Below are 16,617 nucleotides of genomic sequence, written 5' to 3'. Positions count from 1 at the left end.
TCACGACAGCCGAGCGCCGGCCGGCTGCAGCCGCACCACGATAGCTTTCGAGACCGGGGTGTTGCTGCGGTCGGCCGTCGCGTCGAGCGGGACGAGGACGTTCGCCTCGGGGAAGTAGGCCGCGGCGCACCCTCTGGCCGTCGGATAGGAGACGGCGCGGAAGCCCAGGAGTTCCCGGTCCGGCTGCCCGGGCCACTCGCTGAAGACGTCGATCGTCTGGCCGTCCTCCAGCCCGAGCTCAGCGAGGTCGTCCGGGTTCACGAACACGACGTTGCGTCCCTGCTTGATCCCCCGGTAGCGGTCGTTCAGGCTGTAGATCGTCGTGTTGAACTGGTCGTGCGAGCGCAGCGTCTGCAGGAGCAGACGCCCCGGCGGGCAGCGGAGCGGTTCCAGCTCGTTCACCGTCAGGAGCGCACGACCCTCGGGGTTCGTGAAGGTCCGCGAGTCGCGGGGACCGTTCGGCAGCACGAACCCGTCCTCACGACGGATCTGCTCGTTGTAGTCCTCACACCCGGGGATGACCCGTCCGATGTGCTCCCGGATGGTGTCGTAGTCGTCCTCGAAGGCCTGCCACGCGATCCCGGAGTCCTCGCCGAGGGTCGCCCGCGCGAGTCGCGTGATGATCGCGACCTCGGAGAGCAGCCCGGGCGCTGCGGGTGGGATCCGTCCGTGCGAGGCGTGGACGGCGCAGACGGAGTCCTCGACGCTGACCATTTGCGGGCCGCTCGCCTGCAGGTCGATCTCGGTCCGCCCGAGGGTCGGCAGGATGATCGCCGCGTCGCCCGTGACCACGTGCGAGCGGTTGAGCTTCGTCGAGATCTGCACGGACATCCCGGTTCCGCGGATCGCCGCCTCGGCGGCGGCGGTGTCGGAGATCGCGGCGACGAAGTTGCCGCCGAGCGACACCCAGGTGCGGATCTCGCCGCGTTGCATGGCGCGGATCGCGTTCACGGCGTCGACCCCGTGCGCTCGCGGCATCGGCACGCCGAACTCCTCCTCCATGGCGGCGAGGAAGGACTCCGGCATCTGCTCCCAGATGCCCATGGTCCGGTCGCCCTGCACGTTGCTGTGCCCGCGGATCGGCGAGGCGCCGGCACCGGGCTTGCCGATATTGCCGCGGAGGAGGAGCAGGTTGATGATCTCCTTGATCCCGTTCACGGCGGCCTTGTGCTGCGTCAGCCCCATGGCCCAGGTGACGATCGTCGCGTTCGAGTCGATGTAGCGCTGCGCGAACTCGTCGATCTGCTCACTCGTGAGCCCGGTCGCCTCGAGCACCTCCGCCTCGTCGAGCTCGGCCAGGTGCGCCGTGAGCTCCTCGAGTCCGAGGCAGTGCTCGGTGAGGAAGTCGTGGTCGAGCACGGTTCCGGGCGCGGCGGCCTCGGCTGCCAGCACACGCTTCGACACGGCCTGCAGGAGCGCCATGTCACCACCGAGCCGGATCTGCAGGAACTGGTCCGAGATGACCGTGCCCCGCCCCACCATGCCCCGCACCGTCTGCGGGTTCTTGTACCGTTCGAGCGCGGCCTCGGGGAGCGGATTGACGGAGACGATGGTCGCGCCGGCCCGCTTCGCGTCCTCGAGGGCGGTCAGCATGCGCGGGTGGTTCGTGCCCGGGTTCTGACCCATGACGACGATGAGGTCCGCCTGCTCGAAGTCGGCGTAGGCGATCGTGGACTTCCCGATGCCGATCACCTCGCCGAGCGCCGTGCCTGTGGACTCGTGGCACATGTTCGAGCAGTCCGGCAGGTTGTTGGTGCCGAACGCCCGCACGAACAGTTGGTAGGCGAACGCCGCCTCGTTGGACGCCCGGCCGCTCGTGTAGAACGCGGCCTGGTCCGGGGAGTCCTGCCCGCGCAGCTGTTCACCGACGAGCGCGAAGGCCTCGTCCCAGCTGACCGGCCGGTAGTGGTCGGAGCCCGCCGGCTTGTACACGGGTTCCGAGAGCCGGCCCTGCATGCCGAGCCAGTACTCCGATTTGTCGGCGAGGTCGGTGAGTGAGTGCTCCGCCCAGAACGCGCTCGGGATGACGATCGGGGTCGCCTCCCAGATCACGGCCTTCGCCCCGTTCTCGCAGAACTCCAGCTTCTTGCGGTCGTCGGGGTCGGGCCAGGCGCAGCTCATGCAGTCGAAGCCGCCGCGCTGGTTGATCGACGTCAGCAGCTCGGCGGTCCGCAGCGGCCCGAGCTGGCGGAGCGCCGGCTCCATCGAGTGCAGGATGCCGGGGAGTCCGACGGCCACGTGCTTCGGGTGGGAGACCTTGATCGCAGCGTCGGTGACGTCCTCGACGGGCGGCTCGGCGCTCACGCGCTGACCCCGTGCTCGACCACGCCGTGTTCGACGACCTCGTGGACGACCGCCGGGTCCGGCGACGCCAGTCGGTGTGCTCCGCTGTAGACGACCATGGAGTCGCCGCGGAGGAACCCGACGAGCGTCATCCCGAGTTCGGTCGCCAACTCGGCCGCGAGCGACGACGGCGCGGAGACGGCGGCGAGCATCGGGATGCCGGCCATCGAGGCCTTCTGCGTGAGCTCGAAGCTCGCCCGACCGGACACCATGAGCACCATGGACCGCAGCGGGAGCAGGCCCTCCTTCGCCGCCCAGCCGACCACCTTGTCGACCGCGTTGTGCCGACCGACGTCCTCCCGGAGCACGAGCATCTCTCCGGTCGTCGCGTCGAACAGACCCGCAGCGTGGAGGCCGCCGGTCCGCTCGAACACGGCCTGCTGGGCGCGGAGGCGGTCGGGGAAGGTGATGAGGAGGGCGGGGTCGAGCACGAACGCGTCGTCGGCCACGTCGTATCGCGAGCTCGTCCGGACGGCGTCGATGCTCGCCTTCCCGCAGAGCCCGCACGAACTCGTGGTGAAGAAGTTCCGCTCGAGGCTCGGATCGGGAGCGGGGACGCCGGGAGCCAGGGCGATGTCGAGCACGTTGTAGGTGTTGACGCCCTCGTCGGTCGCGCCAGCGCAGTACCGCGCGGTCCTGACCTCGTCACCCCGAGCGACGACACCCTCCGAGACGAGGAACCCGATGGCGAGGTCGACGTCGTGACCGGGCGTCCGCATGGTGATGGCGAGCGAACGGCCACCGACGCGGATCTCCAACGGCTCCTCGACGGCGAGGACGTCCTCGCGAGTGCGTGCGGGCTGTCCCACGGTGATCCGGGTGACGCGTCTGCGCGCCGTGATGCGAGTCATGGCTCATGGCTATCACCACCTCCCGACGAGGGCAAGGTGCCTCACCGGATCCGCAGCCGCCGGTGAGGCTGACGAGCGGCCTAGGCTGGTGCCATGCCCGTCGACGCGATCATCCTCGCGGGAGGGCGGTCGTCCCGTCTCGGCGGGGTCGCGAAGGCCTCGCTGCTGCACCACGGACGGACGCTGCTCCAGCTCGCGATCGAGGCCGCGCGCCTCGCCGACGGCGCGATCGTGGTCGTCGGACCCGATGCCGAGGCGACCGGATCCGACGCTGAGCCGACCGAGCCCGTCCGATTCGTCCGCGAGCACCCCGCCTTCGGTGGTCCCGCCGCCGCCATCGCCGCGGGCTTGCACGCGCTCCGCGAGGAGGAACCGTCGAGCGCACCCCTCCGGTCCCCGAGCGCACCCCTCCGGTCCCCGATCTTGTCGAGGGGCGTCGCCATCCTCGCCTGCGACATGCCGGGCGCGGCCCCGGCGCTCGCCGTGCTCCTCGAGACCGCGGCGCTCGCCGCCGACCCGGAGCCCGGCGTCGACGGCTGGATCGCGGTCGATGCGGGAGGCCGCGACCAGCCGCTGCTCGGCGTCTACCGGAGCGACGCCCTCGACCGTCGGGTCGCCGAGCTGGAGGCCGCACAGCCGAGCGGCGACCTCACCGGGGTCGCCGTGCGTCACCTCCTGTCGGGCCTCGAGCTCCGGCGCGTCGCCGTCCCCGAGGGCGGCTCCGCCGACGTCGACACCTGGGCCGACGCGGCCGCGTTGGGTGTCGTCGCGAGCGATACGCCGACGACGCCGGCTCCGACGGATCCCGCGTCCACCACCACGTCCAGCACCACGAGGAGTCCCCATGACCGATGACCTGCACGCCGTCCTCGCCGAGTGGAGCGACCGGGTGGCCGCGGCGCTCGACCTCGATGACGTCCCGGTCGACATCGACGCCGTCCTGGGACTCGCCGGCACCGCGGCCCACGCGGTCCGTCGTCCTGCCGCACCGCTCACCACCTACCTCGTCGGCATCGCCGTCGGGAAGGCCGTCGCGGCCGGGGCAGACCCGACCACCGTCGCGCAGGCGGCGACGGCGGCGGTCGAACGGCTGGCCGCCGCGGCGTCCGACGACGCCGACACCGATACTCCCGCCACTGGCGGCACGGCATGACGAGGTCGTCGTGGTCGGACGCCCGCCGCATCGCCCACGCGGCAGGCGCCGAGCTGCGATCGGAGGTGGTCGACAGCGTCGAGCTCGCCACCGCGCTCGGTCACGTCCTCGCCGCGCCACTCGTGTCGCCCATCGCGATCCCGCACTACGCCTCCTCGGCGATGGACGGGTGGGCCGTCGCCGGCGCAGGGCCTTGGGAGCTGGTCCGTGGGGCCGCCGCCGACCGGGCGCGCTCGGTCGGCCTGGAGGTCGGCACCGCGGTCGAGGTCCTGACCGGCGGGCTGATCCCGACCGGTGCCGTCGCCGTCCTGCAGCGGGAACACGGCGTCGCGGAGGAGACCGCCGACGCCCTCCGACTCGGTCTCTCCCCGCAGGCTCCGCACGGGGAACCGGCAGCGGGGCGCCACATCCGCGACGCCGGGACCGAGTCACCGGCGGGGGCGACGCTGCTCGACCAGGGCACCCGGCTCGGCCCCGTGCACCTCGCGGTCGCTGCCGGCGGCGGCTTCGACCGGGTGCCGGTGGTGCCGCGGCCCAAGGTCCGACTCGTCCTCACCGGCGACGAGGTCGTGACGAGCGGGGTGCCCGGCGCGGGTTTCGTGCGCGACAGTTTCGGCCCATCGCTGCCGGGGGTGATCGCGTCGCTCGGCGGCGTCGTCAGCTCGAGTGTCCGGGTGAGCGACGACGCCTCCGCGACGGCCGAGGCGCTCGGCACCACCGCGCTCACCGAGCCACTCACGCGTCGGGCGGGCGAGGTCATCGTCACCACCGGTGGGACGGGCGGCTCTCGAGCCGACCACGTCCGCGCCCTCCTGCGTGATGCGGGAGCGGAGTTCCTCGTCGACGGTGTCGAGGTGCGCCCCGGCGGTCCGGCCCTGCTCGCCCGGCTGCCGGACGGTCGGCTCGTCGTCGGCTTGCCGGGCAACCCGCTCGCCGCGCTGCTCAGCGTCCTCACCCTGGTGCAGCCGCTGCTCGCCGGCATGCAGGGGCTCGGGCTTCCTACCCTCCGGCCGGCGGTCCTCGCGTCGACCGTCGACCCGACCCGTTCGGAGACGGTGCTGCGTCCGTACCGGGCGGTGCTCGATCCCGAGACGGCGGTCGTCACCGCGGAGCCGTCCCCGTGGCACGGAGCCGCCATGCTCCGTGGCCTGGCCGACGCCGACGGCGTGCTCGTCTGCCCGGGCACCGGCGCGGCGGCCGGCACGGTGGTGCCGTCCCTCGAGCTGCCCTGGTAGCGGCGGGCCAGGCCGGGGATCAGAAGATCAGCGGTTCGCCCGCCCACCCTGCGCCGCGGCCGTCATGAGCCGCAGCAGCTCCTCGCCGGCGAGGATGCCACGCCGACCGGTGACGGTGAGGGTGTCCATCGTGAACCCCTCGTCGTCGAGTTCGCCGTGGGCGGGCCGGAACGCGAGGTCGGCGGTCTCGAGCATCGACTGGTCGAGGAGGGAGTCACCGGCGGCGAGGACGAGTGGGCCGTCGAGTCGGCGGGCGACCTCGCTGACGGCATCGTGCTTCGTGAGCGTCCGCGGCACGCAGTAGAGCTTGCGCCCCTGCAGGGACACCGTCCACCCGAGCCGCTCGCACTCCTGTTCGACCTGCTCCAACCAGCCCGCGGGGATCGCGTCGCGTTCGACGATCGAGTAGAAGAACAGGGCGTCCGCCACGTTCGTCTTGTGGATCCACGTCGGCGACGCCAGCTCCTCGAAGCGGGCGAGCGCTTCGTCGAGCGGTGCGGTGTGGTCGGTGAGGTGCGTCCGGACGCGATCGCGCCAATCGGCGTCCGGGACGCCATCGACGAGGATCTCGCCGCCGTTGCTCGTGATCGCGTAGTCGGGCGCACCGCCCGGCAGCTGCACCCGCTGGTACTGCGCCACGGTCCGGGTCGTCACCGGCATGAACACGGCCTGCGTCCGCAGCTCGATCAGCAGACGCTCCGATTCGCGCGTCATGAACGAGATCGGGACGCCGTTCCAGAGCTCGGAGACGACGATCGACGGTGCCTCCGGGTCCGGGGTCTCGAGCCAGAACGCCTTCGGCGAGTAGATCAGGGTGCGGTCGAGGTCGCAGGCGACGAGGGCGCTCACTGGGCGTCTCCGGCGGCGGCGTCGCTCAGCGGGTTGATGAGTCCGACGCAGCTGTAGGGCAGGCCGGGCACGACCTCGACCGGCACGCCGCGTTGTTCGGCGAGGAGGAGCACGTGCGCGACGTCGTCGAGGGCGTCGGGCGACACGAGCACCTTCCACGGCACCCGGCGGAGGAGGACGCGCGTGGTCTCGCCGACGCCGGGCTTCACCAGGTTGACGCTCGGGATGTCGTACTGCTCGCGGATGCGCTCGACGGCGGCCCACCCGATCCAGCTCGGCTCGCGGTCGGCGGTGGAGGCCTCCTGCACGCCGGCGGCGACGTCGTCGAGCACCTCGGAGAAGCGGCCCGACACGGCGTCGAGGAAGGCTCCGGAGACGTCGTGGCTGCTCAGCTCCCGGTAGAACTTCGCGCCGTGGAACTGGTCGTCGGAGAGCAGCTCGCGGTTGTAGACGGTGCGGGAGACGAGCCCGGAGACGGTGGAGTTCAGGCAGGCCGAGGGGATGAGGTAGTCGTCGCGGGTGCCGTACACGGGGACGCAGTGGCCCGGGTCGGCGAGGACGGCCAGCTCGTCGGAGAAGCGGACGCCGTCGGTCTGGGCGAACAACTCCAGCGCCTCCGTGAGTTCACGCGCGATGGCGCCCTTGCCGGTCCAGCCGTCGACGAAGGCGATCTGCTCGGGGTCGTGGTGCGCGGCGAGGTAGCGCAGCGCGGTGCCGTCGACACCGACGCCGCGGACGATGCTCATCGTGTAGTGCGGGACGTCGATCCCACGGACCTCCTTCGCCCAGCGGCGCATGAGGATCCCGATAGGCGTGCCGGCGCGAGCGAGCGACACCAGCACGGGCCGGTTCGCGCGGGACGCCAGGACGAGGTCGGTGACGACGCCGACGGCCACGGCGAGACGACGGCTCGACCGCACGAGGGCGTCCCGGTACAGCTCCTCGTACTCGGGCGAGGGCAGGTACTCGATGGGCAGCGACTCGGCGTAGTGCGCGCGGCCGCTCTGGATCGCGGCCTCGCGTTCGGACGCGTCGGCTTCGAGGCGGGTGTCGCCGAGGTCGGTGAGGAGCCACTGCACTTCGCTCGCGTCGTACGACCCGAAATCGGGGCCGGTGAGCGGCTCGGGCAGGGCGGCGGCGTCGATGGTCACGGTGCGGGGTTCCATTCGGCTGGGGTGGGGACGGATTCGGCGAGCAGGACGACGAGGACGAGGTCGGTGACGGTCCGCAGTGCCTCGACGACGCCGCCGGGTTCGAGCAGCAGCTCGCGGTCGGCGCCCGGCTCGGGGAATAGGACCACCGCCGCGAAGCGGGATCCGCCGCGCGAGAGGTTGTAGGCGAATCGGGGTCCGCGGCCGTCGATGGTGCGGTCGTGGCTCGTGAACGACACGGCGCTCGCGACGGCGTAGTCGTCGCGGTCGATCACGGCGATGGGCGACCTCGTGGTGGTCGAGAAGCGGGTGGTCCCGCGGGCCTCGTCGAGTCGGTCGGCGACGGCGAGCGGCACCGCGATGAACTCCTCGGAGCCGAGGACGAGGACCTCGCCGGCGGGGAGCGACGGCAGAACCCGATCGGCGACCGCTTGGATCGCCGCTTCGTCGAACCGGCCGGCGGTGCCGAACCGGGCGCTCCGGACCGGCGGGAGGTCCGAGGCGTCGACGACGTCGACCACCCCGGCGGCCTGGTCGGTGACGGCGGCCGACGGTGCGGCGTCGATGACCCGCCGGGCGAGCGAGAGCACGTCGTCGGGGAGGTCGACGGCGCCCGCGCCGAGTGCCACCACGGTGATGCTCGTTCCGAGTCGAGCGGCGAGCTCGTCGAACGCCCGCCGGTCCTCGTCGGATCGGAGGTCGATCAGGGCGGCGACGACCCAGCGCGCCTGCGGGGTGGTCGCGTGGAGGGCGGTGATGGTGTTCCGGATCGTGCGCCCGGTGCTCAACTCGTCGTCGACGAGCACCGTCGTCCCGCCGGCGGTGGCCCAGTCGGGATCGCTCGGGTACAGCCGGTGGTCGCTCGCGTGGGAGTGCTCCTCCTCGAAGGGCGTGAAGGGGGCGTCCTCCTCGTGGCGCGTCGAGTGGAGGTAGGGCGAGCGGAGCGCGTCGGCGACGACGTGGCCGAGCCCGGTGGCCGTCTCGGCGTATCCGATGGTGACGAGCTCGGAGCCGGGTTCCGGTGCCGCGTCGCGGAGCCCCGCGAGCTGCTGCCGGACGGCGCGGAGTTCGGCGAGCCCGGCTGCGTCCGGCCGACCGCGACGGGCGAGGAGCCGCGCGACCGTCTCGAACGGGGCAGGGTCGGGTGTGGTGCCGTCGAGCGCGCACCGCACGAGGAGGCCGAGCAGCTCACCCGCCGCGAGGGCGAGCGCCGGCACCGTCGGGACGTGCTTGGCGAGCACCGTCGAGACGAGCAGCTGCGCGCGCTTCGGGTTATCGCGGAGGGCCAGCCCGACGAGGTCCTCCACGGGGATCAGGCTCCGGGCCTCGTCCGAGCGCAGGCGGATGCCCACGGCCTCGCTCACGAAGCCGCCCGTCCAGACCGTCACCGCATGCTCGTCTCGAGGAGGTCGACGAAGGTCGTCTCCTCCGCCGCCACCCCGAAGGCCTCGGCGCGCAGCAGGGTCTTCCGTGCCCACGCCTGGTGCGGTTTCATCTCGTTCATCTTGTTCCGGTATGGCGAGGCGTTCGCGCCGCCGCCGACGTCGCCCACCACGGACAGTGCGTCGACGTACTCCTCGTGGCTCACGACGGACATCGCGTGGACGACCGGCACGTGGCTCGGGTGGATGACCGTCTTGCCGAGCAGGCCGTTCGCCTGGTCGAGGGCGATCTCGCGGATGAGACCGTCGAGGCCCTTCAACAGCAGCTTCTGCCGCAGCTGCGCCTCGTTGGCGTCCTGGAACGGGGTCATGCGCAACTGCGGGCGCATGAGGCGCTCCGCGGTCTGGAAGTGCTCCCACACGGTCCCGGTGATGACGAAGTCGTCGCCGGGGCGACCGAAGACGTTGACGACGTCGGCGATGACCGAGGAGACGAGCTTCACGTCGTACACGGTGAGGTCGCGGGAACGCCGGAGTGAGAAGGCGCTCGAGAGGTCGGTGGCGCCGATCCGGACGGCGAGCACGTCCTCGCGGTGGGCCTTGGTGACGTCGACGATGCCCGAGAGGGTGTCGTCGCGGGTCTCGCGGTGGATCATCCGCGGCGATTCGAGGATCGGCATGACGCGGAGTCGGCGGGCGCCGTTCGAGCCGTCCTGCCCGTAGTCGCGCTGCACCCGGCCGAGCGCCTCGAAGAAGCGGTCGGCCACCCCGTCGCTGTTCTCGTACTTGGGGATGACGAAGCCGCTCAGCAGGTCGAGGCCGGGACCGAGCATGCCGGCGACCCGCTCGAGCTGCTCCGGCGTGCGGACGCGGATGAAGAGCAGCGGCAGCACGAGGCGCTTGGACCCGGCACGCTTGGCGGCGAGCTGTTGCATCGCCTCCGCGACGTTGCGCTCGGCGACCTCGACCGCGTCGTCGGGGACCGAGTCCTCGAGGCACAGGACCATGCTCAGGCAGCCGTGCTTCGCCTGCTTCACGACGTCCTTCGCGAGGGTGGTGCGCGTGCCAGGGCTGTACAGCGTGGCGCCCAGCGCGGCGGCGAGATGCTCGGGAGGTGAGTCGATGCTGATGGGCTCGGGGAGCTTGTGGAACAGTTTCGCGGCGCGCTTGTCGTCCACGTAGCTGAAGTGGCGCATGGTCATCGTCTCCGGGGTTCGCGGCCGACGACGTACGGCGTCGGCTCGAAGCCGAACTGCCGGACAAGCGTCTTGAGGGGGATGTCTGCTGGAAGTGGTTCGAGGCGCAGCTCGAGCCGGGAGCCGATGCGGAGCAGGGAGACGACCGGCACGCCGCCCGCCTCGTCGGCGGCGGCGAAGTTCTCGTCGTCGAAGAGCTGCACGGTAAGTGGCTGTCCCGCCGTTCCGACGAACAGCGCGCGTCGGATGAGGTGCACGTGGCGGAGCGCGAGGATCGCGTCGCCGCCGTCGAAGCCCAACAGCGGCCGGTTGCCGGGCGTCGTCACCGGCGTCCCGTCGGCTCCGCCGTCGGCCGAAGCGACACCCGTGACGCGGTCGACGGTCTCCCAGACGATGGCCGTCGCGCCGCCGACGATCAGGCTGCCGATCGCGGACTGCCGTGGGTCCAGCCGCACGAGTGGGGTCTCGTCGTCGAGGACGCGGACCTCCTCCGCCGTCGGGGCCGGGAACGGCTGCGGGGTGCTGGGCGCTGCGGGGGCGGCCGGACGTGCCGATGGAGTGGACGGAGTTGCCGTGGGCTCGGACGATCCGCCCAGCGTGAGTCCGGTCGACGCAGGACGCGTGGTCGTGGGAGCCGGTACCGTCGGCGCAGGGCTCGACGGCCCGCCGAGCGTGAGCCCCGTCGACGGTGCCGCGGCCGCGGGCGGAGCGGTCGGAGCGCTCGCCGGCGCCACCGGCTGCGCCACCTGTGTCACCGGCGCAGCCACGACGGGCTCAGGCCGCGGCTTCACCCGACGGCGGAGGTAGTCGATGTCCCGTCGCACCGGGGAGGTGTTGAGCGGCACGGCTCAGAGGTCGATTCGGAAGTCGCGCGCGACACCGGCGAGCCCGCCGGCGTAGCCCTGGCCGAGGGCGCGGAACTTCCAGTCGTCGCGGTGCCGGTACAGCTCGGCGAGCAGCAGCGCCTGGCTGGAGCGCACTTCCGACATCGGGATGTCGAAGCGCACGAGCTCGCGGTCGTCGGCGGTGGCGACGCGGACGAAGGCGGAGCGGACGGGGGAGAAGTCTCCGGGCCCCCGGACGTCGGGGTCGATGTACAGCAGGAAGGCGATCTTCGTGACCGCGTCCGGAACACGCGACAGGTCGACGTCGATCTCCTCGTCGTCGGCCTCGGACGCGAAGGTGACCGCACCGTCCTGGCTCTCGACCTGGTTGAAGAACACGAGGTGGTCGTCGGAGAGGGCCTTGCCGTCGTCGCCGCACATGATCGCCAGCGGCACGGGTTCACTCTGCGGGCCGCGGCTCGCGATGACGTCCCAACCGAACCCGACGAGGAGCTTGTCGAGGCCGGGGTTCTCGGCGGTCAGCGCGGCGTTCGCGCCCGCGACGAGCGACGCCATCAGTGCTCGCCCAGCACGAGCCCGGCGTCGGGCTCCTGGAACTTGTCGGAGAGGAACCGGCCGTGGGTGGAGAGTTCGGCGATCGCGCCGATGCGGATCTGGTTGAGGAGGTCGCGGATGGTCTCCTCGATGAGCTCCAACTGCCGCGCGAAGACGATCGTGCTCCGGGAGTCGTCGCCGCGGTCCTCAGCGGGGAGGGCGAGGAACGATCGCAACGGCGTGGGCAGGTAGTCGGTGATCATCGCGTCGAGGAGCACGCGCTGCTCGGTCGAGGCACCCTGTTCGGCAATCGTCGCGACGACGAGCCGCAGCTGGTCGTCGATCTGCCGCAGCTGCGAGGTGAGCAGCGTCGGGAGGTCGCGCCCCACCGAGCGCACCGAGTCACGGAGCTCGTCGAGGTGCCTGGCGGTCGCTTCGTCCTCCGTCTCGCCCACCGGTGCCGGTGCGGCGTCGACGACGCCCAGCGGGTCCGTCCCACCGGTCCGCAGTGCGTTCAGCAGTCGTCCGAATGCCATCTCTCGTCCCCCTCGTCCTCAGCGCCCTGACCTCGCAGCGAGCCGAGACTAGCGGAGTTCGCGCTGCTCAGCCTCACGGCTGCGCTCGAGGTACGGCTTCGCCTTCTCGAGACCGGACTCCAGAGCGGTGACCGTGCCCTCCATGTTCTTCGCGGCCTCGGCACGGAAGGTGTCGATCGCGTCCATGGTCTGGAACACGTTGTCGAACGCGCGCTGCAGCGTGTCGACGCTGACGCCGGCGGTGGAGGCCTGCTGGTGGATCCGCGTCGTCTGGTCCTTCAGCATCTCGCTGGTCTGCAGGATCATGTTGTTCGTCGTGGTGTTGATCGCGTCGATCTGGTCGAGGACCATCTTCTGGTTCGCGAGCGCCTGCGCGACGATGACGGCGGTCCGCAGGGCGGCGATCGTCGTGGTGCGGGCCCGGTCGACACCCTTGATGAGTTCGAGGTTGTTCTTCCGGATGAGGTCCATCGCGAGGTAGCCCTGCACCGACACGGCCAGCTGGGTGAGGATGTCCTGGTGGCGCTGGCGCACGGGGAAGAGGACGTCGGCCTCGAGCTTCTGCGCTTCCTCGACGCGGCCGGCGGAGCGCGCCTGGTCGATCTTCTCGACGCACGCGGCGTCGAGCGCCTTCGCGAAGACGGCGTACTCACTGAGCGCCTGCATCGTCTCCCACAGCTGGACCTTCTCGCCGGCGAGTGCGGCGTTGTCCTTGAGGAGTTCGTCCTGGCCGGCCATGAGCGACTTGATGATCTTGTCGAGCTGGGTCTGCGCGGACTCGTACTTCTGGAAGTACTTCGCGAGCTTGTTGCCACCGGGGATGAAGCCGAGGATCTTCCGGCCGACGCCGAGATCGGCCTGGTTCGGCGTCAGGTCCTCGACGGTGCTGCGGAGGTCGCCGAGCGTCGTCGCGACCTTGATCTGTGCGCTGTCGCCGGAACGCTTCGCACCGGCCACCGAGGTCGAGGAGCGTTCGAGCATGCGGGAGGAGTAGCCGCTGGACTGCACCATCTCCTTGCCGCCGATCTGGTTGATCCCCTCGATCTTCTGCGTGAACTCGGGGGACCGCGGGTCGAGCGTCGCCACCTCGGTCACGAAGGACCGCGCCTGCTGCTGGATCTCGGTCTGGCGTTCAGCGGGGACCGGGACCATGCCAGGTGCCTCTTCGGCTTGCACGACGTCTGGTGCGTCCGGTGCGTGCAGGACGAGGGAGGCTGCGGCCTGATCGTTGGCGTCCGGAGGAGTGAGTGGCGTGCTCATGGCTTCGACCTTGCTCTCGTGTGTGGCTGCTCGTGATGGGGTGCGTCGGGCGCTCAGCCGAGCTGGACGCCGAAGTCACCGGCGATGCCGGCGAGACCGGTGGTGTAGCCCTGGCCGAGGGCCTTGAACTTCCACTCGGATCCGTTGCGGTACAGCTCCGAGAACAGCATGGCGGTCTCGGGGGCCGCGTCCTCGCTGAGGTCGAAGCGCACGATCTCCGTGCCGTCCTGGTCGACGACGCGGCAGTACGCGCCGCGCACCTGTCCGAAGTTCTGGCGACGCTCGTCGGCCTTGTCGATCGACACGGCGATGACCACGCGCTCGACGTCGGCCGCGACCGCGTTCAGGTCGACGGAGATCTGCTCGTCGTCGCCGGCACCGTCGCCCGTGCGGTTGTCGCCGAGGTGCTTCACGGAGCCGTCCGCGGCCGCGGGCTGGTTGTAGAAGATGAAGTCCGCCGAGGAGCGCACCTTGCCGTCTGCTCCGATGAGCAGGGCCGAGGCGTCGAGGTCGAAGGCCTCACCGCTCGTGGTGCGCGGGTCCCAGCCGAGGCCGACCGTCGCGACCGTGAGGCCCGGGCTGGTCTTGGTGAGCGAGAGGTTGTTGCCTTTTTCGAGGCTGAGTCCTGCCATGGTGATCGCTTCTCCTTCGATGGAACACGCGCTGAGGCGCCGGGGACTGCTGGGGGTGGTGCTAGAGGACCTGGGCGGCGGGGCCGAGGAGGTCCATGACGGAGCGGCCGTTCGCGCGCTCGCCGATCGCCTTGAACGCCCAGCCGTTCGGCTCGCGCGACACCTTCGACATGATCATCGCGGTGTGCGGGCCGGAGTCGGTCAGCTGGTAGCGGGCGACCTCGGGGGAGCCGGGGGTCGAGTCGTCGATGATGCGGCTGAACGCGTTCTGCACGGTGTCGAAGGTCTGGCGGCTGTAGCTGCTGATCACGAAGACGATCTGCTGGACCGACGGCGCCACGCGCGAGAGGTCGACCAGGATGGTCTCGTCGTCGCCGTCGCCGGCACCCGTGAGGTTGTCGCCGGTGTGGGTGGCCGAGCCGTCCTTGCTGGCGAGCTGCTGGAACCAGATGGTGTCGAGCACCTTGCCGGTCGCGTCGAAGAAGATCGCCGAGGCGTCGAGGTCGATGTCGGGAGCGGAGGAGCGACCGAACAGGCCGCGCTTCACCGGTGCGACGCCGTCCCAGCCGAGGCCCAGACGGATCCGCGTGAGTGCGCCACCGTCCTGCTTCGTCAGTGAGAGCGACTGGCCCTTTTCCAGACTCAGACCCATGGTTCCGTCTCCTAGATGCATCATCGTGTTGCGGGTGGTGAGGTGTCCGACGTGCGCCCCCGGCCGAAGCTGGGAGCGCACGTCAACGTTATCGGTTCAGCGAGGTGAACGCCCGGATTCCCGGTCCGTTCAGAGCAGACCGCGCGAATCGGAGTTCTTGGCGTGGAGCTCGTGCGCCCGCGTGAGCAGTCGCTGCAGCTCCTCGTCGTCCGCCGCCTTGGCCTGGTGCTTCGGCTTGAGGTTCGCGAAGGACTTCTGACGCTCGACCATGCGGGTGTAGCTCGTCTCCAGCTCGACCTCGTCCACGTGGTGTCCGTCCGGGATGTCCTCCGGGGAGTCGGCGTGGAGCACGATCTTCTTTGCCTGGCTGCGGGCGTCGCTGATGATCGTGTGGGCGCGGCCGGCCGGGCTGAGCAGCGAGAGGAGCACCGTGACGATGAGGATGCCGACGATGACCGCGAGCGACAGGCCGGTCTCGATCTCGAAGACCGGGACGTGCTCGCCACCGTTGATGAACGGCAGGGTGTTCTCGTGGAGCGCGTGCAGGACGAGCTTCACACCGATGAAGCCGAGGATCGCCGCCAGGCCGTAGCTGAGGAAGATGAGGCGGTCGAGCAGGCCGTCGATGAGGAAGTAGAGCTGACGGAGGCCGAGGAGCGAGAACGCCGTCGCGGTGAACACGATGTAGGGGTTCTGCGTGAGGCCGAAGATCGCGGGGATCGAGTCGAGCGCGAAGAGCAGGTCGGTGCCACCGATGGCGACCATGACGAGCAGCATCGGCGTGAGGACCTTCTTGCCGTTCTCGATGGTGACGAGCTTGTCGCCGTCGTAGCGGTCCGTGGTCTTGAACAGACGCTTGGCGAGACGGATGACGAAGTTGTTCGCCTCGTCGTCGTTCTCCTCCTCCGGACGGAGCAGCTTGACGGCCGTGAAGATGAGGAAGCCACCGAAGATGTAGAAGAGCCAGGACCACGCGTTGACCGCGGCGGCACCGAGGAAGATGAAGCCGGTGCGGGCGATGAGCGCGAAGACGATGCCGAAGAGGAGCACCTTCTGCTGGTCGGCACGCGGGACGCGGAAGCTCGACATGATGATGAGGAAGACGAAGAGGTTGTCGACCGACAGGGCCTTCTCCGTGATGTACCCGGCGAAGTACTCGGAGCCGAGCGTCCCGCCGCCGAAGATGAGCACGCCGACGCCGAAGATGAGGGCGAACCCGACGTAGAGGGCCGACCACTTCGCGGCTTCCGGCAGCGTCGGCTCGTGGGCCTTCCGCACGTGGAAGATGAAGTCGAAGGCGAGGAGGGCCAGAATGCCGACGATCGTCAGCAGCCAGACGTATCCGGGGATTTCCATGGGCTGTGTTCTCCGCAGCGCTCGAGGTGGGGGACAGTTGAGGGTTAGTTGGTGCTGTCCCACTATATAGTTGGTATGGTCCAACGAACACCCGAACGCCCGTATTCAGAAAGAATTCAGCTATGAGCGAGGATCTCGGCCCAGACGACGCCGGCGCGGTCATCGAAGCCTCGCTCGCGACGGTGTTGCGCTGGTCGAGCCGGGCCGACAACCGACGGACGCTGCACGACGCCGACGGCGCGGCACTCACGAGCACAGACGCCTGGCTCCTCGACTACGTGCTCTCGGCCGGGCCGATCCGCATGTCCGCCGTCGCCGGCTGGATGTCCGTCGACAAGTCGACCGCCACCGCCGAGGTGCGCCGCCTCGAGCAGGGCGGGCTCGTCGAGCGCGTGACCGACCCGAGCGACCGCCGCGCCGTCCTCGTGAGCGCCACCGAGGAGGGGCGGATCGCCCTCGACCGGCACCGGCAGGCGGCCCAGCAGGTCTACAACACGCTCGTCGGTAAGTGGAGCGAGCGCGACCGCACCGAACTGGCCCGGCTCCTGTCGCGCTTCGTGGACGAGTTCTCCTGGGTCAGCGACGCCGTGTCGCAGCACAACGCGAGTCGCTGACCGGATCGTCGACGCGAGTCGCTGACGC

General features: G+C 70.5%; 17 protein-coding genes. 4 read left to right on the top strand and 13 right to left on the bottom strand.

Annotated elements, in window-relative coordinates:
• Together QRN27_RS09810 and fdhD are read right to left on the bottom strand one after the other, a co-directional pair.
• Positions 1-2,304, bottom strand: a complete 2,304-nt coding sequence (locus QRN27_RS09810) for an FdhF/YdeP family oxidoreductase (protein ID WP_285042085.1) — start codon at positions 2,302-2,304, stop codon at positions 1-3.
• Positions 2,301-3,194, bottom strand: coding sequence for a formate dehydrogenase accessory sulfurtransferase FdhD (gene fdhD, locus QRN27_RS09805; protein WP_285042084.1), 894 nt, complete (start codon positions 3,192-3,194; stop codon positions 2,301-2,303). Before fdhD ends, QRN27_RS09810 begins: the two co-directional genes overlap by 4 nt.
• Positions 3,195-3,287: 93 nt before the next feature.
• Between fdhD and mobA the strand changes: the two genes are divergently transcribed.
• From mobA to QRN27_RS09790, 3 genes are read left to right on the top strand one after another with little or no spacing between them, the layout of a single operon-like run.
• Positions 3,288-4,049, top strand: a complete 762-nt coding sequence (gene mobA, locus QRN27_RS09800; protein ID WP_285042083.1) for a molybdenum cofactor guanylyltransferase — start codon at positions 3,288-3,290, stop codon at positions 4,047-4,049.
• Entirely contained in the window at positions 4,039-4,347 is a 309-nt protein-coding gene (locus QRN27_RS09795) for a DUF6457 domain-containing protein (RefSeq protein WP_285042082.1), read from the top strand. The genes mobA and QRN27_RS09795 overlap by 11 nt, the downstream gene beginning before the upstream one ends.
• Positions 4,344-5,582, top strand: coding sequence for a molybdopterin molybdotransferase MoeA (locus tag QRN27_RS09790; RefSeq protein WP_285042081.1), 1,239 nt, complete (start codon positions 4,344-4,346; stop codon positions 5,580-5,582). Before QRN27_RS09795 ends, QRN27_RS09790 begins: the two co-directional genes overlap by 4 nt.
• A 27-nt stretch (positions 5,583-5,609) precedes the next feature.
• On the opposite strand, the gene QRN27_RS09785 is transcribed toward QRN27_RS09790, so the two are convergent.
• The 11 genes from QRN27_RS09785 to QRN27_RS09735 form a co-directional block, all read right to left on the bottom strand.
• The gene (locus tag QRN27_RS09785; RefSeq protein ID WP_285042080.1) at positions 5,610-6,431 is read right to left on the bottom strand and encodes an HAD family hydrolase; all 822 of its coding nucleotides are present in this window, start codon (positions 6,429-6,431) and stop codon (positions 5,610-5,612) included.
• The gene (locus tag QRN27_RS09780; RefSeq protein ID WP_285042079.1) at positions 6,428-7,582 is read right to left on the bottom strand and encodes a cysteine protease StiP family protein; all 1,155 of its coding nucleotides are present in this window, start codon (positions 7,580-7,582) and stop codon (positions 6,428-6,430) included. The genes QRN27_RS09785 and QRN27_RS09780 overlap by 4 nt, the downstream gene beginning before the upstream one ends.
• Positions 7,579-8,970, bottom strand: coding sequence for a phosphoribosyltransferase domain-containing protein (locus QRN27_RS09775; RefSeq protein WP_285042078.1), 1,392 nt, complete (start codon positions 8,968-8,970; stop codon positions 7,579-7,581). Before QRN27_RS09775 ends, QRN27_RS09780 begins: the two co-directional genes overlap by 4 nt.
• The gene (locus QRN27_RS09770; protein WP_285042077.1) at positions 8,967-10,160 is read right to left on the bottom strand and encodes an HpcH/HpaI aldolase/citrate lyase family protein; all 1,194 of its coding nucleotides are present in this window, start codon (positions 10,158-10,160) and stop codon (positions 8,967-8,969) included. Before QRN27_RS09770 ends, QRN27_RS09775 begins: the two co-directional genes overlap by 4 nt.
• A 2-nt stretch (positions 10,161-10,162) precedes the next feature.
• Entirely contained in the window at positions 10,163-10,984 is an 822-nt protein-coding gene (locus tag QRN27_RS09765; protein ID WP_285042076.1) for a hypothetical protein, read from the bottom strand.
• 24 nt (positions 10,985-11,008) lie between these two features.
• On the bottom strand, positions 11,009-11,560 hold the full coding sequence (locus QRN27_RS09760; protein WP_285042075.1) for a TerD family protein: 552 nt from the start codon (positions 11,558-11,560) through the stop codon (positions 11,009-11,011).
• The gene (locus QRN27_RS09755; protein ID WP_285042074.1) at positions 11,560-12,075 is read right to left on the bottom strand and encodes a hypothetical protein; all 516 of its coding nucleotides are present in this window, start codon (positions 12,073-12,075) and stop codon (positions 11,560-11,562) included. The genes QRN27_RS09760 and QRN27_RS09755 overlap by 1 nt, the downstream gene beginning before the upstream one ends.
• Before the next feature lie 48 nt (positions 12,076-12,123).
• Entirely contained in the window at positions 12,124-13,335 is a 1,212-nt protein-coding gene (locus tag QRN27_RS09750) for a toxic anion resistance protein (protein ID WP_285042073.1), read from the bottom strand.
• Between the two features lie 53 nt (positions 13,336-13,388).
• Positions 13,389-13,967, bottom strand: coding sequence for a TerD family protein (locus QRN27_RS09745; RefSeq protein ID WP_285042072.1), 579 nt, complete (start codon positions 13,965-13,967; stop codon positions 13,389-13,391).
• 61 nt (positions 13,968-14,028) lie between these two features.
• The gene (locus tag QRN27_RS09740; RefSeq protein WP_285042071.1) at positions 14,029-14,619 is read right to left on the bottom strand and encodes a TerD family protein; all 591 of its coding nucleotides are present in this window, start codon (positions 14,617-14,619) and stop codon (positions 14,029-14,031) included.
• A gap of 129 nt (positions 14,620-14,748) precedes the next feature.
• Entirely contained in the window at positions 14,749-15,975 is a 1,227-nt protein-coding gene (locus QRN27_RS09735) for a TerC family protein (RefSeq protein WP_285042070.1), read from the bottom strand.
• 122 nt (positions 15,976-16,097) lie between these two features.
• On the opposite strand from QRN27_RS09735, the gene QRN27_RS09730 reads away from it, so the two are divergent.
• Positions 16,098-16,589 (top strand): MarR family winged helix-turn-helix transcriptional regulator, encoded by a 492-nt coding sequence (locus QRN27_RS09730; protein WP_285042069.1) that lies wholly within the window; start codon positions 16,098-16,100, stop codon positions 16,587-16,589.
• Positions 16,590-16,617 lie beyond the last annotated feature (28 nt).

This window comes from Plantibacter sp. LMC-P-059a (assembly GCF_030209505.1).
Lineage (GTDB): Bacteria > Actinomycetota > Actinomycetes > Actinomycetales > Microbacteriaceae > Plantibacter.
Note: the sequence above shows the minus strand (reverse complement) of the source record. Positions and strands in the feature narration are given on the sequence as shown.